The organism is Stieleria varia (assembly GCF_038443385.1).
Lineage (GTDB): Bacteria > Planctomycetota > Planctomycetia > Pirellulales > Pirellulaceae > Stieleria > Stieleria varia.
Window position 1 is genome coordinate 2,839,528 of record NZ_CP151726.1, and the last position, 18,735, is coordinate 2,858,262.

Annotated in this window: 11 protein-coding genes and 1 tRNA gene; 7 read left to right on the forward strand and 5 right to left on the reverse strand. The window is 54.7% G+C overall.

Annotated elements, in window-relative coordinates; genetic code table 11:
- The first annotated feature begins 376 nt into the window (after positions 1-376).
- The 6 genes from Pla52nx_RS09525 (at position 377) to Pla52nx_RS09550 (ending at position 4,730) form a co-directional block, all read left to right on the forward strand.
- Complete coding sequence (locus tag Pla52nx_RS09525) at positions 377-1,123, forward strand: gamma-glutamyl-gamma-aminobutyrate hydrolase family protein (protein ID WP_146519177.1); 747 nt, start codon at positions 377-379, stop codon at positions 1,121-1,123.
- Between the two features lie 678 nt (positions 1,124-1,801).
- Positions 1,802-2,005: a twin-arginine translocase TatA/TatE family subunit gene (gene tatA / locus Pla52nx_RS09530; protein ID WP_146519176.1), complete on the forward strand. Its 204-nt coding sequence runs from the start codon at positions 1,802-1,804 to the stop codon at positions 2,003-2,005.
- A 1-nt stretch (position 2,006) separates the two neighbouring features.
- Positions 2,007-2,279, forward strand: a complete 273-nt coding sequence (locus Pla52nx_RS09535) for a Sec-independent protein translocase subunit TatA/TatB (protein ID WP_146519175.1) — start codon at positions 2,007-2,009, stop codon at positions 2,277-2,279.
- 232 nt (positions 2,280-2,511) lie between these two features.
- Positions 2,512-3,663 (forward strand): alpha/beta hydrolase family protein, encoded by a 1,152-nt coding sequence (locus Pla52nx_RS09540; RefSeq protein ID WP_146519174.1) that lies wholly within the window; start codon positions 2,512-2,514, stop codon positions 3,661-3,663.
- 123 nt (positions 3,664-3,786) lie between these two features.
- A tRNA-Val gene (locus Pla52nx_RS09545) sits at positions 3,787-3,860 on the forward strand.
- A gap of 603 nt (positions 3,861-4,463) precedes the next feature.
- Entirely contained in the window at positions 4,464-4,730 is a 267-nt protein-coding gene (locus tag Pla52nx_RS09550; RefSeq protein ID WP_146519173.1) for a hypothetical protein, read from the forward strand.
- A gap of 246 nt (positions 4,731-4,976) precedes the next feature.
- Here the strand turns inward: Pla52nx_RS09550 and Pla52nx_RS09555 are convergent, their stop codons facing one another.
- The 5 genes from Pla52nx_RS09555 to Pla52nx_RS09575 all read right to left on the reverse strand — a co-directional run bounded on the left by Pla52nx_RS09555 (position 4,977) and on the right by Pla52nx_RS09575 (position 16,481).
- Positions 4,977-5,459, reverse strand: coding sequence for a TIGR03067 domain-containing protein (locus Pla52nx_RS09555; RefSeq protein ID WP_146519643.1), 483 nt, complete (start codon positions 5,457-5,459; stop codon positions 4,977-4,979).
- A 35-nt stretch (positions 5,460-5,494) separates the two neighbouring features.
- Positions 5,495-6,250, reverse strand: coding sequence for an SDR family NAD(P)-dependent oxidoreductase (locus Pla52nx_RS09560; protein ID WP_146519642.1), 756 nt, complete (start codon positions 6,248-6,250; stop codon positions 5,495-5,497).
- An 88-nt stretch (positions 6,251-6,338) separates the two neighbouring features.
- Positions 6,339-7,223, reverse strand: a complete 885-nt coding sequence (locus Pla52nx_RS09565) for an RNA polymerase sigma factor (protein WP_146519172.1) — start codon at positions 7,221-7,223, stop codon at positions 6,339-6,341.
- A gap of 713 nt (positions 7,224-7,936) precedes the next feature.
- Positions 7,937-15,142 carry an Ig-like domain-containing protein gene (locus Pla52nx_RS09570; protein ID WP_342190377.1) on the reverse strand — a complete coding sequence of 2,402 codons (7,206 nt, stop codon included), beginning with the start codon at positions 15,140-15,142 and terminating at the stop codon, positions 7,937-7,939.
- A gap of 283 nt (positions 15,143-15,425) precedes the next feature.
- Positions 15,426-16,481, reverse strand: coding sequence for a hypothetical protein (locus tag Pla52nx_RS09575; protein ID WP_146519170.1), 1,056 nt, complete (start codon positions 16,479-16,481; stop codon positions 15,426-15,428).
- Between the two features lie 361 nt (positions 16,482-16,842).
- Here Pla52nx_RS09575 and Pla52nx_RS09580 point away from each other — a divergent pair, with 361 nt between their 5' ends.
- Positions 16,843-18,711, forward strand: coding sequence for a caspase family protein (locus Pla52nx_RS09580; protein WP_146519169.1), 1,869 nt, complete (start codon positions 16,843-16,845; stop codon positions 18,709-18,711).
- Positions 18,712-18,735 lie beyond the last annotated feature (24 nt).

The window sequence follows — 18,735 nt, forward strand, 5'->3', positions numbered from 1 at the left end:
CGGGAGCGGTCGCTAATTTTCCCGCACCTCACGGGGATTCGCAGCGTCGCGTTTCTCCACCGACACCGTCATCAGGTCAGGGAACCAGCCTAGCGTTACAGCAACGGATGCTTTGACCTATGCACCAGCGGCAGCTTGCTCGCTCGTGTCCAGTGAGATGGCGGTGACGATCGGTCGCCCTCTCTGCGCCAAAGCTTCTCAGACTGTCCACTGCTCGGACTTGCTTTTTGGCCTCTTGGATTCATTACGTTTTCGCCAGCGGAACGGTTTCACTGATCTCATGGGTTCAGCGTGACCATGGCGACGTTGTCGGCAGATGCAGTACGACTTTGCATCTGACAGAACTTGCCCAGTGACTTCGAATAGGACCTGTCGAATGAGCAAACCGATCATCGGAATCAATTGCGATTACAAGCCCGTTGCACGCAACACTCCAGCATTTGCGTATCTGGCCGCCGGTTACTTTCAGTCCATCTACAACGCAGGAGGCATTCCGTTGGTCGTCCCACCGATGGACGACCCTGAGTCGATCAAACAAGCGTTGGATCATGTCAACGGTTTCGTCATGATCGGCGGCGGTGACCTGGATCCACGAAACGACGGATTCATGCTGCACCCAAGTGTTCGTCCGATGGACCCCAAACGCGAAACAAGCGACCGCCTGCTGATCGCCGAGATCGCCGAGCGACGTATGCCGATCCTGGGAATCGGCTGCGGAATGCAATTGCTGAACATCCAAGAGGGCGGCAACCTTTTCTTGCACATCAAGGAAGACCTGCCCAACGCCGTGCCACACATGGACCCCCATGACCCCAACCATCGCCACACCCTCGAAGTCGAAAGCGACTCGCTGGTCGGTCGCGTTTTCGGCGATGGCGAAATCCGTGTCAGCAGTCGTCACCACATGGCGATCGACGAAGTCGCTCCGGGTTTCCGCGTTACCGCACGCTGCCCCGATGGTGTGATCGAAGCCATCGAGAGCGAAATGATGGACTGGTTCGCGATCGGCACCCAATTCCATCCCGAATGCGCCGCCGCCTCGGCTCTCGACATGCGGATCTTTGAAGAATTCGTCGACGGTGTTCGGCTCCACGCCGAACAAGACCTGCGACTGGTCGCCTGATTCAGCCGTTTCTTGATGTGTAAAACGTGCGTCGAGCCACGGATGGTCTCGATGCATGTTCTCTACGGAAGGATGATACGGAGTTTTGAACCCAACGGTACGGAAACCAACCTGACGACCCCGGCAGGGATTGCCGAACATGGCTCACGGATTCGAGCCGGTCATCAGGTCCAAAGCAGGTCCAGAACATCGTCGGCCAGGTCACGGATCGACCTCCGGAACCCAAGGCGGGCCAAGGAATTGGCCCGCTTGATCGGCACTAGCCCGGTTTATTCAAGCTGGCTCACTACAGTCTGCGCAAATCAGCCGCCACGCGATAGCGTCCGGTTTTCACGCCTGCACTCGGCAACCGGACGCTCTCTATCGCGCTGCGGCTGATGAATTATTCGGGATAGCGTGCCCAGCAAATCCAGTCCGTCAAATCCAGCTGGCCGAGCACGCCCTTGTTGCGATAAGCGACCGTCGCAACTCGTTCCATCGTTCCCCGCTTTGACTCCCCAGGCTTTGTCAATACAATACAGGGGTTCGACCACCTGACGTGCTCGAACTCTTCCCCCCTCGACACATCGGTCCTGGAGGTGGTTGCAGGCTCGTTCGCGCCCAACCGACCTTCCCGCTTTCGCCGGCAGTGAGCGTTTGGGTTCTCAATTTCTTGAGCCTCTATTTAGGAGCGAAGCAATGACTCTGTCACACTACCCGTTCGCGATCGGTTTCCCGGGCATGCCCGAGATGTTGATCGTCTTGTTCTTAGCCCTCCTCTTGTTCGGCGGTGCCAAACTGCCCAGCCTGATGAGAAACCTCGGCAAAAGTGCCAATGAGTTCAAACGAGGCATGAACGAGTCGCTTGACGACGACGACGAAAAGGACAACGAAAAGGGCTAGCATGCTTGGACTTTCACCGTTCGAAATGATGGTGATTGGTGTGATTGCGGTCGTCCTTTTTGGCGGAAATCTGCCCGAAGTCGCCCGCAAGTTGGGAAGCAGCTACCGAGAGTTTCGCCGAGGTCTCAGCGACGTCCAGCAACAATTTCGTGCTGCGGAGTACGAAGCCAAGCGGGCTCTGACGATCGACGAGTCGCCGAAACCCAGCAAGGATGAAGACGACGATGAGCCGCCTGGTGAGCCGTCGGCCCCCAAGTTCACACCTCCCACCTGACCCTAACGTCCGAGCCCGCTCGGACAACCTCAACGATCCGATACGCCGCCGACACAAAAACGTCGGCGGCGTTTTTTTTCCGCACCATCGTGATGGCACGCACAATCCGCAAAACCGGATTTCCGACGATTGACCACCGCTACGAGCTAGGTTTAGACAGCAGGCGTTCACTCCCGCCGCACTGAACCAACTTGCTTTCTGGCATCGCCACTCGACACGGACATCCACTCGCATGAGAAACTTCATTGCACTCGTCGTTTTCGCAATGTTCTTTGGGATCGCCTTCACCGCGAGAAACAAAGGCACAGACTCCGTCAGTCAACCACTGACGATCCCGCCGCATGTCGCGCCGGAGAATCCGCCGCGTCCCGCCGCAATGATGGTTTCAACAACCATCTCCCGTTTCTCGGTCGAGCTGCCGGTGCCGGCAAGTGATATCGGGCACGAAAATGAAGTCTGGGTTTTCCTGCCGACAGGCGGCGCATCGAAGGCGAATCAAGACAGCGAGTCATCAATTTCAAAATACCCCTGCCTCATTTACACCTCGGCCGGCGCACCGAACTTTGGCGGCATGCGGCTTTCGCCATCGGACCAGACGTTCATCCTGCCTTATGTGCAGATGGGTTTTGCCGTCGTGTGTTACGAGACCGACGGCGCGATCGACTTGACCGATAAAACAACGCCGGAGGAAATGGCACGCGCCGCCGACTTGTACATTCGATCCAGCGCAGGACTGGTCAACGCTCGCAACGCCATCCATTTCGCGTTGGAGCGTTTCCCAGAAATTGATTCCGACCGACTCTTCACACTCGGCCACAGCTCCGGCGGCAAACAAGCGTTGCTGCTGGCTGCCAATGAGCCGCGGATCAAAGGCTGCGTGACGTTCGCTCCGTCGACCCAACTGGGGTTTGTGGAACGCATCGGGATCGGGCAAATCCCCAGCAAGACCCGCGATCTCGCCGGCGAAGTGGAGCGATTCATGCCGGCCTCCAACGCCGATCGCCTGACGGCGTCGCTGCTGATCCTGTATACGCCCAAAGACGACGTGGTCAGACAAAGTGAACTCAAGAGCTTTGCAAGAAAGGTCGGCGACAACGCGAATCTGGTCGAAGTCAATGCGCGAGGCCACTTTGACTTGCCCGACGAAGGATTCCGGCACGCCAGCCGCTGGCTAGCCAAGCAAGCCGACTTGCCCGCCCTACCCGACCAAGTCATCGCGAATCCACTCTCTGCAGAGAAAAAAAGCCCCACCGTCAACAAGCCCGCCCCCGCGCCGACGGCGGAACGGGTGAGGTCGTCACAGCCCTCGCAGCCGAAAATACAAAAGGTACGAACCAGTCCCCGCAAGTCTGGTCAACCACAGCAAAACCCCTACTTTCAGTAGCCGAAAAGGATTTGCCACCAGTGGAGCGTAGCAACCGATGCTCAGACAGTTGCTCAGTCCGCCACCTGACGATATCCTGATGCACCGCGAGAGGAGAATGACTACAGTCACCTCTCACAAAACGGGCGATTGGCTCAGTTGGTTAGAGCGCTGCTTTCACACGGCAGAGGTCACTGGTTCGAATCCAGTATCGCCCACTAGGTAGTGATTACCAAAGCTATCCTGAATTATAAAATCCCCTGTTTCGCCGAGCGAAACGGGGGTTTCTTCGTTTCGGCAGGCAGCGTCAATAGCGCCAGCTACCCCCGGAATGCAACCACCATCGTCCGTGGTTGCATCAATGCCCACACCGGAGGCCTTACGGAACGCTGCGTCCGTCCTCATCGCGTAGTGCTTCATCGCCACCGCTACGGTGTGTCCCAACCATCCGGCCACGTCTTGGGCTGGATGCTCTGCCATCAGCTCCGTTTCACGGCTTGCCCGCAAATTCTGAAACAACCTGGGCCACGCAACGAAACCGGCTCGCTTGATGATCTTGGTGAATTGGGTTCGCAAGTTGGCGGCGGCGGATCGGTTGCCACACTTGGCCGTCAGTTTCATCCACTCCAAATGTATCGGACCACGGATGAACCGTTCTCCCTCTCTGTGTCGTGGCAGCGGGACCGATTCCTGACGTTTGGAGGTCTTGTTTGCTTTGGAGGCCGCGGGATCCGTGTGCGAGGCGTAGAGCGTGGTCACGTCCGACGTGCTAGCGGCAAATCGACTAACATTCATAGATCGGACCTCAGACGGGAGACGTTATGAATCGTTCAGTGATCGTGGGAGTAATTGCAGGTTTACTCTTCATGGTGTTCATCGTTGTTTCTGGCCTAAGCCAGTTGGGAAACAATGCCAATATGCCAATTCTGCTTGTCGGAGCGGGGGGCATGGGTATTGCCGTCGGATTGGTGGCCGGATTCATCGACCACTCGCGTAGGTGGGAGCGGAAGGAGAAGAAACGCCAAGCCCACCGAAATCGAGATATAAGAAGTCCAAAAATGGAGTGGTCATCAAAGGACAAAGATTGACGAATTGGTCGATCAAACACGGCAAGGCACAATCCTATAGATAATATGAATCCATGAATCAGAAGGTACAGGTGGGACAGTCCGTTTTCGATTCTGATACTTCATTGCTGCTACATCCAACGTGCATTCACAACCAAGAACCGTGCATTCGGTAATCGTCCGTCTTTAATGCACGGTTTTGGACAAATCGAAGAGCGGCAGAGACTTCCGCGATGATCAACACACGTGCATTTTACTTGGAGTAGCCTATTTACCGGTCTGTGCCCGTCGAAGCTCGAGTACGACATCCGCTGCTGGAAGTTTGAACTCGGTTGGGCGGGGCTTTCCCGTCCACTGCTTCTCCTGCCAGGTCCCGACGACACAGCAGAACCTCAGTTTGTCGCCGTCGAGTTCGTAGACACCCAAAGCATCGCCACCGGTCTTTAGCGATTCGTACGAGCGATGATCGAAGACTTTCGGCGTCTTCGTTGGATCGAGGTCGTAGGTTCCTGACCAAAGCTCATTGCTCGAAGCATCGAGCGCCGTGTATGAATGGTCTTTGCGAAAGACTAGTTGTTTAGCTTCTTTCGTACTGCCCGCTGGCTGCACAGCGACGATATCCCACGTTCCAGCCAGTGTTTCAACTGATTGTGCAATGGCTATCGACTTCGCATCTTTGGGCATGGAATCATCAGCCATGGCTCCGACGCCAAAGGCTAACACGACAAGTGTAGATAGAGTTGACTTCATGAATGTCTCCTTTTGATGTTTGTGAAAGAACAGGATCAACGTAATCCGCCAGAAGCAATGATGACTTCGCCGGTCAACCAGCCAGCCTCGTCGGAGGTAAGAAAGGTTACAATCTTGGCGATGTCGGCAGGTGTGCCCACGCGACCCAGAGGCGTCATGGCAACGAGTTGCTTTTCGATATCACTATTGACTCCGTATAGGCCTGCCGCCTTCGTGCCCTCACTGAGAGTTGCGCCGGGGTTGACAGAATTTACCCGGATGTTTCGCTGCGCCAGTTCTTTAGCCAACACGCCGGTGATCGCATCCAGGGCCGCTTTGCTGGCAGAGTAAATTGAGTATCCAGCCGGATGCGAGCTCGATGCACCGGAGCCGATGTTGACAACGCTTCCGCCATTGGGGTCAAAGTGTTTGAGAGATTTCTGGACCACCATTAAGGGACCAAGAACATTGGTATTAAACTGCCAGTGGAAATCCTCCTCGGTGATGGAATCGATTGTCCCAGGCCGATAGACGCCGGCGTTGTTCACGACGATGTCCAATCGTCCGTAAGTCGCCGTGGCCTGCGAGAACAGGCGATCCACATCAGTTGAACGCGACACATCGCCGGCAACTGCGATGGCTTGGCCACCAGCCTGAATGATCTCGTTGACGACTGCCTCTGCACCGGACTGATCGGACGCGTAATTCACGACGACTGCCGTACCCGCCGCGGCGAGTTCCTTTGCGATTCCGGCACCGATTCCTTTTGATGCCCCCGTAACCACGGCAACTTTTTCTTTTCGTTTTGGCATCTTCATTGGACTCCTTCGTGAATATTTGGGCGACTCTACTTCAGAGACACTCCCAAAGAGCGACTGTGACAACTCGGCCTCAAATAATTCAGTCCAATCGAAGCATTCCTCGCACGTCTTCCCGTTGAAACAGTTGCTGAAGCCATTGAATCTCGTCCGCTGGCCGCAGGAAAGGGTGTTCACGGTAGAGGTCAACGTGTTGTCGCTCGACTACGTCTTCGATGTCTCGGATCGTTTCGCCGGCAACCTCTCGCACCCGGTCGACATGTTCCGTCACAAACATCAAATGGTGGGGATCAACATGCCCACCGTCGATGAAACCGCGAGTCTTCTTGGGGCAGCGGCACGGATTGTCCGTGTTGACAAGACCGCACTGGTTGTTCATGAAATGATGCAGATCACGGCGGGCACGCGCCAGCGATTGACGGAAGTTGACAGCTGTTATCTCCATCACCTCGCCACTGACGGTATCGGTAGCGCCGAGGATCTCACCAAGCGTGAAAATCAATCTCTGCTTGCGATCCAAGCAAAGTAGCATTCCCATCGTGCAGCTAGTCTTGGCTTCTTCCACGAGGATCGGTAGTGCCACAGGAACACTCATGGGATCAGGCAACTCGGCATCGAAAATGCTGTTGATCGCTGCTCCATAGTCGATGAACGACATTTCGTGGGCCTCCGCGCCGCGGCGTTTCATGTTCAGGACATGATTGGCGGCAATGCGGTACAACCAAGTGCGGAACTTGCTTTCGCCCTTGAACGTACTCAGCTTGGTAATCACTTTGACGAGGACCTCTTGGGCCACTTCTTCCGCATCTTGTGGGTGGAAAACCATCCGCAATGCGATGTTGTAAACCCATGCCTGGTGTCGCAAGACCAGCTTCTCCAGGGCGGCGTGGTCACCATCATTGGCCTGATCGACGAGAGCGGTATCGGAGACATCGTCGTGTGCGGTCTCGCTAAATGGATTTGACATACCCCAACTCCAGCATTCCAAAGATGACGAGATAGACAACGTTTCTCAAGCTTGGACACACCTACCGCGAAGGTGTGACAACTTTCACACAAAAAATCGAGCCGAGTTTGTAACGGGGGCAAACGTCTATTGTGGCCGACACAGGGTGATTGTCCGTCGCAGTGTAAGGGAGTTGGTCACTCTGCGCACACTGGTCCAACTCACCGACCGCGGCCGCTTATCGTCTCAAAACCTCTTGGAGCGTCAATGACGCCTGATCGCCGATCGCCCTGACTAACATGACTAAAACCGTATGATCGCTGAGCAAGTCACCGCCGAGTACTTCGTCCGCACCGAAAGCTAAGGCCGGACCGTCGACGAATGGAAGGCCCGCCCCGAACAAGCCGACAACCACTGGCTCGACTGCTCAGTCGGTTGTGACACAGCCACCTCGTTTTAGAAAACCGGTTGTTTCAAAGCGAAGAACGCCGTGTACTTTTCCCAAAATGGCACCTGATCCGGGCTGCGAGTAAGGGGCAATTTCTAGACGCCCTGGCGAATTGCTGCTTGGTCGCCAATCGCTTGCTGAAAAGAATTTGCGTGGCTGTTTTCCCGTCTCGCTCAACGTTGCTTGGTCCCGTTTAACAGGTCATGAACTGTTCAAGACGCTAACGCCTCTTCGTTTCGTTGCGGATGATACCGAAAAGAATGGTTCATCAGCAGGAGTCGAGCGTTCACGCCAGGTCGACTTGCAGCATGTAGTCACCGCTCGCGTCTCCATTCAGGTCGCGTACGACAAGTGTGTATAATCCGTCTGCCAAAAGCATCAGGTCCGCGAACGCGATCGTCGATTGGCCGTCCTCGCTTTGCAACAGCGAGCCATCCGGGGCATACAGAAAGACGCCGGCATCCAGTCCAGAACTGATTTCTGCATAGCTCAACGTCAACTTGGAGCCAGCCGTAGCGTTGATCGTGAACGTGTCGATATCACCCAGAGAAAGCGAGTCTGTTATCGACTGTCCGCTGGTCAAAACGACATTGTCGTCGTCGAAGACGTTGTCAATGACGACGGCGGTCAATCCGTAGTCGCCCGCCTCATTTCCATCAAAGTCCCTCACCAAAATCGTGTAGGTCCCGCTGATCGATAGAGGCAGATTGGTGAAGCTGACAGAATCGGTGTCTTCGAGACTGGTCAGCAGCGAGCCATCGGGCGCGAAAACGAACACGCCGCTTCGTAGTAGAGAATTGTTGTCGTCGTAGTTCAAAAACAGCGTGGTGCCGGCCATAGCGTCGATTGTGAAGGTGTCAATATCACCGAGGGAAAGTGATTCCAACACCGTTTGTCCGCTGGTCAACGCAACATTGTCGTCGTCGATGACGTTGTCAATGACGACGGCGGTCAATCCGTAGTCTCCGACTGCATCACCGCCAAGATCTCTTACCAAGATGGTATAGGTCCCGCTGACTGATAGAGGCAGATTGGTGAAGCTGACCGAATCGGTGTCCTCGAGACTGGTCAACAACGAACCATCGGGCGCAAAAACGAACACGCCGCTTCGTAGTAGAGAATTGTTGTCGTCGTAGTTCAAAAACAGCGTGGTGCCGGCCGTAGCGTCGATTGTGAAGGTGTCAATATCACCAAGGGAAAGTGATTCCAACACCGTTTGTCCGCTGATCAACGCAACATTGTCGTCGTCGATGACGTTGTCAATGACGACGGCGGTCAATCCGTAGTCTCCGACTGCATCACCGCCAAGATCTCTTACCAAGATGGTATAGGTCCCGCTGACTGATAGAGGCAGATTGGTGAAGCTGACCGAATCGGTGTCCTCGAGACTGGTCAACAACGAACCATCGGGCGCGAAAACGAACACACCGCTACGTAGTAGAGAATTGTTGTCGTCGTAGTTCAAAAAGAGCGTGTTGCCGGCCAAAGCGTCGATTGTGAAGGTGTCAATATCACCGAGGGAAAGTGATTCCAACACCGTTTGTCCGCTGGTCAACGCAACATTGTCGTCGTCGATGACGTTGTCAATGACCACGGCGGTCAATCTGTAGTCTCCGACTGCATCACCGCCAAGATCTCTTACCAAGATCGTATAGGTCCCGCTGACTGATAGAGGCAGATTGGTGAAGCTGACCGAATCGGTGTCCTCGAGACTGGTCAACAACGAACCATCGGGCGCGAAAACGAACACACCGCTTCGTAGTAAAGAATTATTGTCGTCGTAGTTCAAAAACAGCTTGGTGCCGGCCAAAGCGTCGATTGTGAAGGTGTCGATATCACCGAGCGAGAGCGAGTCTTCGCGTGTTTGCCCACTGATCAATGGAGTGTTGTTGGCATCGACGTTGCCATCAATGACGACGGCGGTCAATCCGTAACCGCCTGTTGCATTACCGCCAAGGTCTCTTACCAAGATCGTGTAGGTTCCGCTGATCGACAGAGGCAGATTGGTAAAGCTGACCGAATCAGTGTCCTCAAGGCTGGTCAACAATGAACCATCGGGTGCGAAAACAAACACACCGCCTCGTAGTAGAGAGCTGTTGTCGTCGTAGTTCAGGAACAGCGTGGCCCCGGCCACTGCGTCGAATTCCAGGAAATCGACCTCTCCTAACTCTGAGATCTCACCCACAATGGTTTCCCCACTCTGGATCACCACGGGCGGGACCTCCAGTTCACTCACTCGGTAATTGAGCGTGTATGCAGTTGCATCTTGGCTGGACGGTGTGTCAATCCAAATGAAGTATTCCCCGGGGAATACGCTTGTTGATAGAGAGATATCCTCAGCGGCGTTTGACGACCTCGACATCTCGATGTCGGTCAAGTCGAACAAACCGTCGGCGTTCCGGTCTTGAGCAAGGTAGATTCGGGCAGCATCCGTTCGACCGTTGAGGCTCAGTTCCAAGTCTTGAAAACTCGTACTGGTAAAGCGGTACACGTCGACCGGATCGGGGTCACCGTTCTCGTCATTGATACCAATCGTTTGATGGATGGAGTCAGAGCCGACCAATTCCCCGAGATCAAATGCGTCAACGAATGATTCTCCAGGATCGGTGTTGGGAATGATTGAGAATCCTGAAGTCACTGGGCTGATGAGTTCGTTTCCACTTAAGTCCTGGAAGACACGATCGACCACCAATTCATAATCGTCGATCTCCAGTGGCTCAAAGATCGCAAGCACCTCACGTCCATTCAAGCGATTGTAGTATCTCTGTGGTGAAATGGTCCTGGAGTCCGATGCGGCCACCAATCGAATCGCGTCAGCAGGCAACGCGTCAATCTGCACGGGCTCGGAGAAACCGATCACCAAAGTCGTGTATCCTTCCAGGCGGACCGAAGAATCCGGAGGCGTGACGAAGGTGACTGAGGGAGCGTCCGTGTCGGCGATCAGTTGAAACTCGAGTGGGCTCGTGAGGGTTTCATTCCCGCCGGTGTCAACCGCGCGAACTTGTAGGTTGATCAAACGATCTGTTTCTCCATCGGCCAATACCCCTGCTTGCGCTTGCAAATCAAACGGGACGGCGACGGATCGAGCAACAACCTCTCCGTCGAATAGCAATTCCACTTGTTGAACTTGAACGTCATCGACGACCTGAATATCAAAATCAACGTATGTTCCTTCTTGCAACTGGATTCCTGCGGTCCCCGCATCAACGTCATTGTTCTGCAGGTTCGCCGTGACGACCGGAGCGTTCCCATCAGAATCGAATGCCAAGTAATTGACCACCGTCAAACCCGCATCGCCATCGGCGACGTATGCAATCCCGCTGGCGATTGCGGTGGCGCGAGAGTCGCCTGGCGTTTCGAATCGCGTCTGAAACGCAGTCACATCCGCTGGGTCCCGTCCGTCGTAACGCGCCAATGCCAAGGTGTTCGCGCCGGAGAAACTCGTCACCGGCAAGACGAGACCCGATCCATTGGTTGCGATGTCGTGAACCGCTTCCTGTGTGCTGCCTGGACTGCCAAGGATTGATAGGCTGGATGGATCACTTATATCCACGGTGCGGTAACCATCGAAAGCACCGACGTAGGCGATCCCGTCATCCACATGCAATCGGCGACCGATCTCCAAGGGCGATACTGACCCTGCCACAGCGATCCGCCCTATTTCGATCAAACCATCCGGGTTGGCAGAAAAGGCAATCAAGTCGGAAGACGACAGCACAAAAATGGTGCCATCAAAGACAGCGATGTCATCAAGCTTTGTTTGTAAGTTCAGGCGAGACAATTGCGATCCATCCGTGAGGGCGTATTGGCCCAGTCGTTGATCGCCGATCGTATAAACGATGCCGTCGTCGATCGCCACTTGATCGGAACGCACCCCAACGGTGTTGATCAATTCGGGCTGATCAAGTTGTGATACGTCGACCAGGTGAAGTCCCCCTGATTGTGCCGCGACGGCAACAATCTGTTGACGGCGATCAAGAGCCAGATCAATGGAATTTCCTGGCAGGTCGATCTCGCCCAGCAGGATGGGATTGTCGAACTGCGAAACATCAGCGACCGCTAATCCATGACTGCCCGTCGCGACAAATGCCGCTTGACTGGCGACTCCTGCGACCGATTCGACAACCACCTCCTCCGCTTCACCCTGCGCACTCAGGTTGGCGATGGGGCCGGATGGAAACAATAAGCCTCCCAGTGGATCGAGACCCTGGGTCCATTCCGCTGCATCACTCACCCCATCGGTATCGGTGTCCCGATTGTCGGGGTGTGTCCCGATCACCGTCTCCACTTCGTCGGGCAGACCGTCTCCATCAGAATCCGTGTCTGTGGACGTCGCGAGCAGGATGTCGCTTGGTAATGGAGTCCTGGAACCATTTGACCCACTGAAGAAATCAAACCTAGCAAACTGGGTTCCCGTACGGTCGGTCGCCGTAATGACCAGCGGCGTGTTTGGGGGAACCACCACGTCGTCCAGCGTGCCGGTGTTGAGCACCTGATCAAAATCGGGGCCGGAAATTCGAACCTTCACATCCTCGATCGGTTCGGAAAGGTCACGAAGGTCTCGCATCAAGTCCGAGACGCGGTTTTCGATCGAGTTGATCTCGCGTTCGATCTGCTCGTAGCCTCCTCGCAATTCAAGTGCACTGGATGCTTGGCGAAAGTCATAGGGTGAGAATCGAGAAATCAAATCGGAATAGAACTGGGTGTCGGATCGAGTCGTGGGCAACTGTCTGACGTCAATCGTGATCGGATCCCCGGTGACGGAATCCAATAGATACTGCCCCGTATCCACATTCCTCACACGGGACCGTCCATTGGCATCAAATTCGAAATCCAGCGGTGACGTGTTGTTCGGGAACCGCTGCCGAATTTCCGGTCCAATGATCGCTTCCACCGCGGCCGAATGCTGCCGCTCGATCGATTCAATCGCTGGTAGGGCCGATTGCAATTGATTGCTGCGGGTTTTTAGCTGTTCCGCTTTTCGACGAATCGCTTCTTGCCGCGTCGGACTGTATTCCGGAGGATTTCCTTCCATCGCATTGATGGTTCCGTCGGCCACTCCGCGAGCACCTTCGACCACATTGCGAACTTTTAGCGCCGTCGAAGTCGCCAACGATCCTAAACAGGCGAGCCCCGATGGTCCGACCGGAACGCGGCAGGTCGTGGCGGCAATCACGCCGGAGCCAATCTCACCGATGTCGAATAGGGTCTCGATCGCATCGTCACGACTGAAATGACCGTCTGAGGCTCGCAGTGATATGTTGTTGAGAAAACTGAGTGCCGAAAGGCTCCCCAGCGGATCCCACCTGATAAAGATCTCGTATAGCGATTGGATGGCCCCGAGAAACCCATTGACCTTTTGTGCGAAATCAGAAAGTCGACGCAAGAAGCCGCTGAGCCGGCTTCCCGACCGCCAGCCGTGCCACCCTGGCGCTTCGATTCCAACGCCCGGATCACTGACCACGCTCAATCCGTCCTCACTGACGGTCATTGTGCCGTTGATTTCGAATCGCCCGGCATCGTGATTGAAACTGAACAGCAAGGCCTTTTCGCCCGGTGCCAAGCCTTCCAGATTCGGAAACTGCACGGGAACTGGGACGTCAAAGTTGGTTGTGCCGGGAGCTTGGATGCTGACGACCAACGCCGGTTCGAAACTTGGCGGCAACGGTGCCGGCAAATAGTCCGGGTCCACCGGAATCACAAACGCTTGTGTTGCCTGTTGTCCAGCATCATTGATTGCGGCGTCTGGAGGAATGATAACCTGCATCTGCTGGAACAACTGCGGGTCCACGTTGGGCATCATTTGAACAAGATCGTCTATCGAATCGTTGCCAAAACTCACCAACGTTTCTTGGCCGGGAACGACCGGGACCATTGCGTCACTGGGAATCGGAGGCAGGAAAATATCGAACGGCACTCCCGCCATATTGAGTTGCGTACGTTGTCCCGGCACACTCGCAAAAGGCTTTCCCAAATAGGCGTAGGAACTGCCATCCGGAGCCACCGCGGACGAACCGTCGATGAAGGCAAAGAAGTCGGGCGCCGGTAAACCGTCGGACACTCCGTCCCCGTCTGCGTCGTCGACTCCCAGCTCGAAGTATCCGTTCTCATCAGTCGTCGCAGAAATCGAGGAGTACGCATCCAACGAAATCACCACTCCCGACAACGGTTGTTGCGTCTGTGAATCCTTCACATAGCCGAAAAGCTCGGTTCCCGGGATCAGGGTTAACGGTAGGGTCCGAAAACTGGTATCGGAATCCCCGCCGGGTTCATTGTCCGCGTCGGCATCCAGTTCCAATCCATCGATTCCTCGAATCATCTGACCGTTGATCACAACGCTGACAGCGGTGGAGGGTGGTAGCGGTGAGTCGTAGAAATAGGTCGCCCTCATCCCGGTGCGATTCACTCGGATATTTCCCGGAATCTCCTCACCGGCTGCAATGACCTGGATCGCATCGGTCGTTACCGATGTTGGGTCCACCGGTTCGTCAAATTCAATGATCGTTTCCCGCTTCACATTGACCTGTCGCTCTCCGTTGCGTGGAGATATCGATGCGATCCCCACGGGGTCCGCAACGGAAAACGATTGCGTCGACGGCGTCGCGATGTTTCCGACCAAATCCGTTGCGCCTCCGGAATACGTGAGCTGGAAACTCGCGTCCTGCAGCTTTTCGACCAACCCGAACCTGAAGCCATCGGTGAGAGTTTCAGTCGACGTGAAGTCGATGGCCGAGCCGCCGGTTTGCGTCAACGTGAACGTTCCGTTTGCCATATCGGTTGCGGCAATCGGCTCGCCAAAACTGACCTCCAACGCATCGGGTGCGACACGCAAAAGAGGACCGCCAACGGGTTGTGGAACGGGTGCACTGCGGTCGACCGTTAGGACAAACTGTACGGAATCACCATCGACGATCCGGACCGTGATTGGATGATCGCCATCCGGCAGGGCTGATCCAAATACCGCATCGATGTCTGCGGCAGAGAGACTTGCCTTGTTGTCCAAGAATTCATTCGTGATGTCGAGGAACGATCCGCTTTCACCAACACGTAACTCAACATGGTGCTCTTCCAGTTGCCCCACGCTCACGCTCAAGTTCAAGGCGTACTCATTGGTCCGCAGATCGAACGCCAAGTCTGTTCTGGAATCGGGTGCAGAATCTTTGGCCAGCGTCGCGACCATCAACGGCTCTCTTCGCCCCAGAGCGTTGACGATATTCAATGCGTCCAACGCGCTGCCGCGTCCGTCACGATTCACATCCAAGAACTCGCCTATGTTCTCTTCGGGAATCGCAAATCGGTCCACATCGGAACGGCCAATCGCGTTGATGATCAGGAGTGCGTCGAGCGCAGAAACTCGGCCATCTCGATTGACATCCAAGCTTTGGAGTTGATTGGTTCCAAATGGATCTGCTGCCAATAATCGCCGGTCTTCAAGTAGTTCAAATACACTCTGCCGTTGTGCAACGCGTTGGTTCGAACGTCGTTTTCTCATGGTGCTATTGATTTGCGAAACGATGTGTGAGATCGCGATTTTAACGTCATCGCAACCACGTTGCATCCTTTCGAAGCTCACGCCGTCCTATCAACTGGAACTTTTCGCAGACATCAAGCTGGATGCCGCGTGGCGGAAAAATGCCGATGGAGCAAGTCTCGTGAAGCGATCTGAGTCGGGACGTGAAGCGTATTTGTGGATGGCACCAATTGACGGGTGGCACCAATTGACGCCAATTGATGCCGCCATTCACGGTGTTTTCGTCGATGTCTTCGAATCCACTTCAGTTGCCGTTCAGCCAGAGCGTACTGTATCGGGTTGCCTGCTGGAGTGAGTTTGGTTTCTTTTTGGGCGCAGGTGGTAATCCTATTTCCAAATCGGTCAGGCGTGTCGGGGTGGCTTCGATGTCGAACTTTTCGGCGTCCTCCGCGATGAAATGGCTGTGTACGAAGTCGTTGGTCAAGTCGTCCGCTGTGATCAACTGAGGCATGACGAAGACGCCAAAGAAATCCGTTTGCGGCAATTCGGAAAAGTTGTACGGGCTTTCAACGAGTGGCACGTGCTCAAAGTCCATCAGCACCCAGCCTTGATCGTTGAAATTCGCTAATTGCCAATCTTGGAAAAAGCCCCACATGCAGGCGACCGGCAAATTTCCCGACGCTTCGTCTTTGCTGAGCAACGCGGTCCCGACCACGCGGCCTTCGCCGTCGACGGCAAACTCGATGTCGTAGGGACGCCACATGTCCAACTGTTTCGCATCAAGTAAATCCAAGAACGGGGCGACGGGCGTGGGAGGAATGAAGTCCCACATGGCGTAGTGGTCACCTGAGTTTTCCACGGCGGTGAACGCAAAGGTCGGCTCGATGAAGTTTTCGTTGAAGGGGCTGTGGCGGTAGTAAAGCTCGATGTCGGTGGGGCGAAGATTGGGGAGCGGTCTGCCAGTGATAGGATCGTTGCCCGGGACCAAAAGCGCATGCATGCCTTCCTCGGTCTCTCCCAACGCCATCAACCAGTTCGTTGATTCCATGATGCCATTGTTGGGTACTTCGACCACGGCAATCCGATGCCCTGCGTCGTATCCTTTCTCGGTACTGGGATGTTTGTCAAACACCTGAATCTCCAGATCGATGACGCGGAAACCCGGCGTGAAGGAGTTGTTGAAACGCACGGCGCTGTAGTTACTGGTCCATTCGTCGTGAATTTCCAGGATCAAGGTGTGAGGCAAATCGGGGTTCATCATCCGTTCGTAACCGGCCGGGAGTTGTGCCGAGGCCGAGGAAGCAACGAAAAGGAGGGACATGATTGAGTAAGTCGCCAGTGCGGTGTGTTTCAGTACCATTGCAAAGCTCCGTGATCGGTGAGAATCGGTTCGAGAAGAATCTTGCGAGATACTGGTAGATTGACATTTGGCTCTGTTTCAGGACAAAGAAAACTTTTTCGCTCAACCGCACCCCCACACTTCATCAACGCATTCGTGACGGTAGCCGACAAAACCGTGACTGAGCCAATCGCCGAAATTTAGCCGATTCAGCGTGAAATGTGCCCCTGCCCGAATCGCACGGTCTCCAGAGGGTGATCGTTCTCGGGTAGTGATGTATCATTTTGTCTCGGGACCGAGCACCCGAGGCCGCAATATTGCTTTATGACCCTGTGTCAGCCCTAACTCGTATGAATCGATTCATTCTGGCCGGTGATCCGAAATGAGATTTCTTGCAACCGCACTCTTGGTGTTCGTCACTGTCCATGTCGCAGCCCAAGACAAGTACGCTTGTGTGGTGGGGGTTGAAGCCTATGACACAGGCACCTTCGATGCGTTGGACTACGCCAATGAGGATGCTCATGACCTCGGCGAATCGCTCAGTGCGATCGGTTTTTTCACAAAAGTAATGACGAGTGATGCGAGTTCATCACCGCTCCGCCCGGCGACTCCACAGAAGATTCTGCGGGTGATGAAGGCGACCGCTGCTAGCTGTGGTCCGGGTGACACCTTATTGATCAGTCTCTCCGGTCACGGGGTGCAGTTCGCCGACGAGCCGCCACTGGAGTCGGGGGTTCGCGAAACGTATTTTTGTCCCGAGGACGCCGACCTAAGTGACAAGTCTACCTTGTTGAGAATCAGCGAAGTGATGGAGTTCATCAACCAATCAAGGGCAAGTCGAAAGTTGTTGTTGGTGGACGCATGCCGTGAAAGTGTTCTCTCGGATCGCGGAAAGAGCAAGTCGGCGAAGCGAATTGACTTGGGCAGTATTCATGAGAACCGCGAAAGCGTTCCCAGTGGAATGGCGGTCCTATTCAGTTGCAGCAGCAAGCAGTTCAGTTGGGAGCATCAAGACCTCAAACACAGCGTGTTTACGAATTACGTCATCGATTACCTAAGCGGCAAGGCCGAGACGCGTTTTTATAGTGGCGGAACGATCGACCTCGACGGTCTGGTGTATTTCGTTCGAAAACGCACGAACGAATTCGTATCCGGACGAAATTTGAGTGCTGATGGGCAAGCACCCGTGCTTCGGGGCGAAAGCGCCAATTGGCCGCTGGGCGATTTGCGTTCACGACCCGCTAGTGCGTCCTGGCAAGTCTATTCGCCCGACAGCTACGAGGGGGCTCTCCGCATTCAGCTCGCAGCAGAGTTGGTGAAGGAAGCGAAATCAATTCACCAGTCAAATGCGTTTCGAACAAAACTCCAACAGACGACGTTTACCGTTGAATCATTCGATGGCAAGAACACCGAGATTCGCGAAGAGAAAATCAGCGATCAGCAAGTCCAGCAAGCTCTTCAACATCTTGAAAGTGAGATCAGTCGAGTTGAGTCCGGCTTGCGGTTCGTTACTGGAATCAGTCGGGGTGAGTTAGCGATCGGCGAGACGTCCGGTCACAGCTCACGGAGAGACTATGACGACGGTTCGCGGTACGTGCAGATGTATCAACCATCAGGCCGGCTGCACGCTGACCTCTTACAGGATTTTGAGCGATTGCTCAATGAAGACAAACCAGACTACTCAACGGTAGCAGGTCTTGGTCAGAACGCAGCGGACTTGCTCGCGCGATACTCGATAAATGACTTTGATCGCCTTCTGTCGAGGCTTCCCAAGAACTCCAGTGATCTTGACGGCTCAGCCCGCTGCACAAAGATGGTTTTAGCGGCGTTTGCTGGGAATCAAGAAGAGGTTCGAATTTTGTCCCAGAAACCACCATTCTATACCCATCGCCCCTATTGGGTCGTTCCGTTCGTCATTCGTGATGAGAATGCCTTTGTCCGAAGCGTCGTCGGGACAACGCCGGATATGGCAGACATGCTTTTGTTCATCATTGGGGAGTTGGTGACGAAGGGAAAGGTGAGCGACGATACGTTCAGTCTGGTCAATTCTATGAGCGATGATGCGTCCGGAGCATTGTTGGTGGATCAGGGCGGTACGATGCTCATTGAAAAGGATTTTTACTGGCTCTTGGGGACACTCAAGCAACGTAGTGCTTTCACACGATTCGCGAACGGCAGCTCTGATTTAGGATTGAAAGCCTATGCGAACCTAGCGTTCGCAAGAGGATTGTTGTGGACGATCGACTATTAGCTTGAGAATCTCATGGAGGTGCTG

Excerpts from the sequence above, each read along its gene's own strand:
- Pla52nx_RS09525 (WP_146519177.1), top strand. The coding sequence starts at position 377 with ATGAGCAAACCGATCATCGGAATCAATTGCGATTACAAGCCCGTTGCA.
- tatA (WP_146519176.1), top strand. The coding sequence starts at position 1,802 with ATGACTCTGTCACACTACCCGTTCGCGATCGGTTTCCCGGGCATGCCC.
- Pla52nx_RS09535 (WP_146519175.1), top strand. The coding sequence starts at position 2,007 with ATGCTTGGACTTTCACCGTTCGAAATGATGGTGATTGGTGTGATTGCG.
- Pla52nx_RS09540 (WP_146519174.1), top strand. The coding sequence starts at position 2,512 with ATGAGAAACTTCATTGCACTCGTCGTTTTCGCAATGTTCTTTGGGATC.
- Pla52nx_RS09550 (WP_146519173.1), top strand. The coding sequence starts at position 4,464 with ATGAATCGTTCAGTGATCGTGGGAGTAATTGCAGGTTTACTCTTCATG.
- Pla52nx_RS09555 (WP_146519643.1), bottom strand. The coding sequence starts at position 5,459 with ATGAAGTCAACTCTATCTACACTTGTCGTGTTAGCCTTTGGCGTCGGA.
- Pla52nx_RS09560 (WP_146519642.1), bottom strand. The coding sequence starts at position 6,250 with ATGCCAAAACGAAAAGAAAAAGTTGCCGTGGTTACGGGGGCATCAAAA.
- Pla52nx_RS09565 (WP_146519172.1), bottom strand. The coding sequence starts at position 7,223 with ATGTCAAATCCATTTAGCGAGACCGCACACGACGATGTCTCCGATACC.
- Pla52nx_RS09570 (WP_342190377.1), bottom strand. The coding sequence starts at position 15,142 with ATGAGAAAACGACGTTCGAACCAACGCGTTGCACAACGGCAGAGTGTA.
- Pla52nx_RS09575 (WP_146519170.1), bottom strand. The coding sequence starts at position 16,481 with ATGGTACTGAAACACACCGCACTGGCGACTTACTCAATCATGTCCCTC.
- Pla52nx_RS09580 (WP_146519169.1), top strand. The coding sequence starts at position 16,843 with ATGAGATTTCTTGCAACCGCACTCTTGGTGTTCGTCACTGTCCATGTC.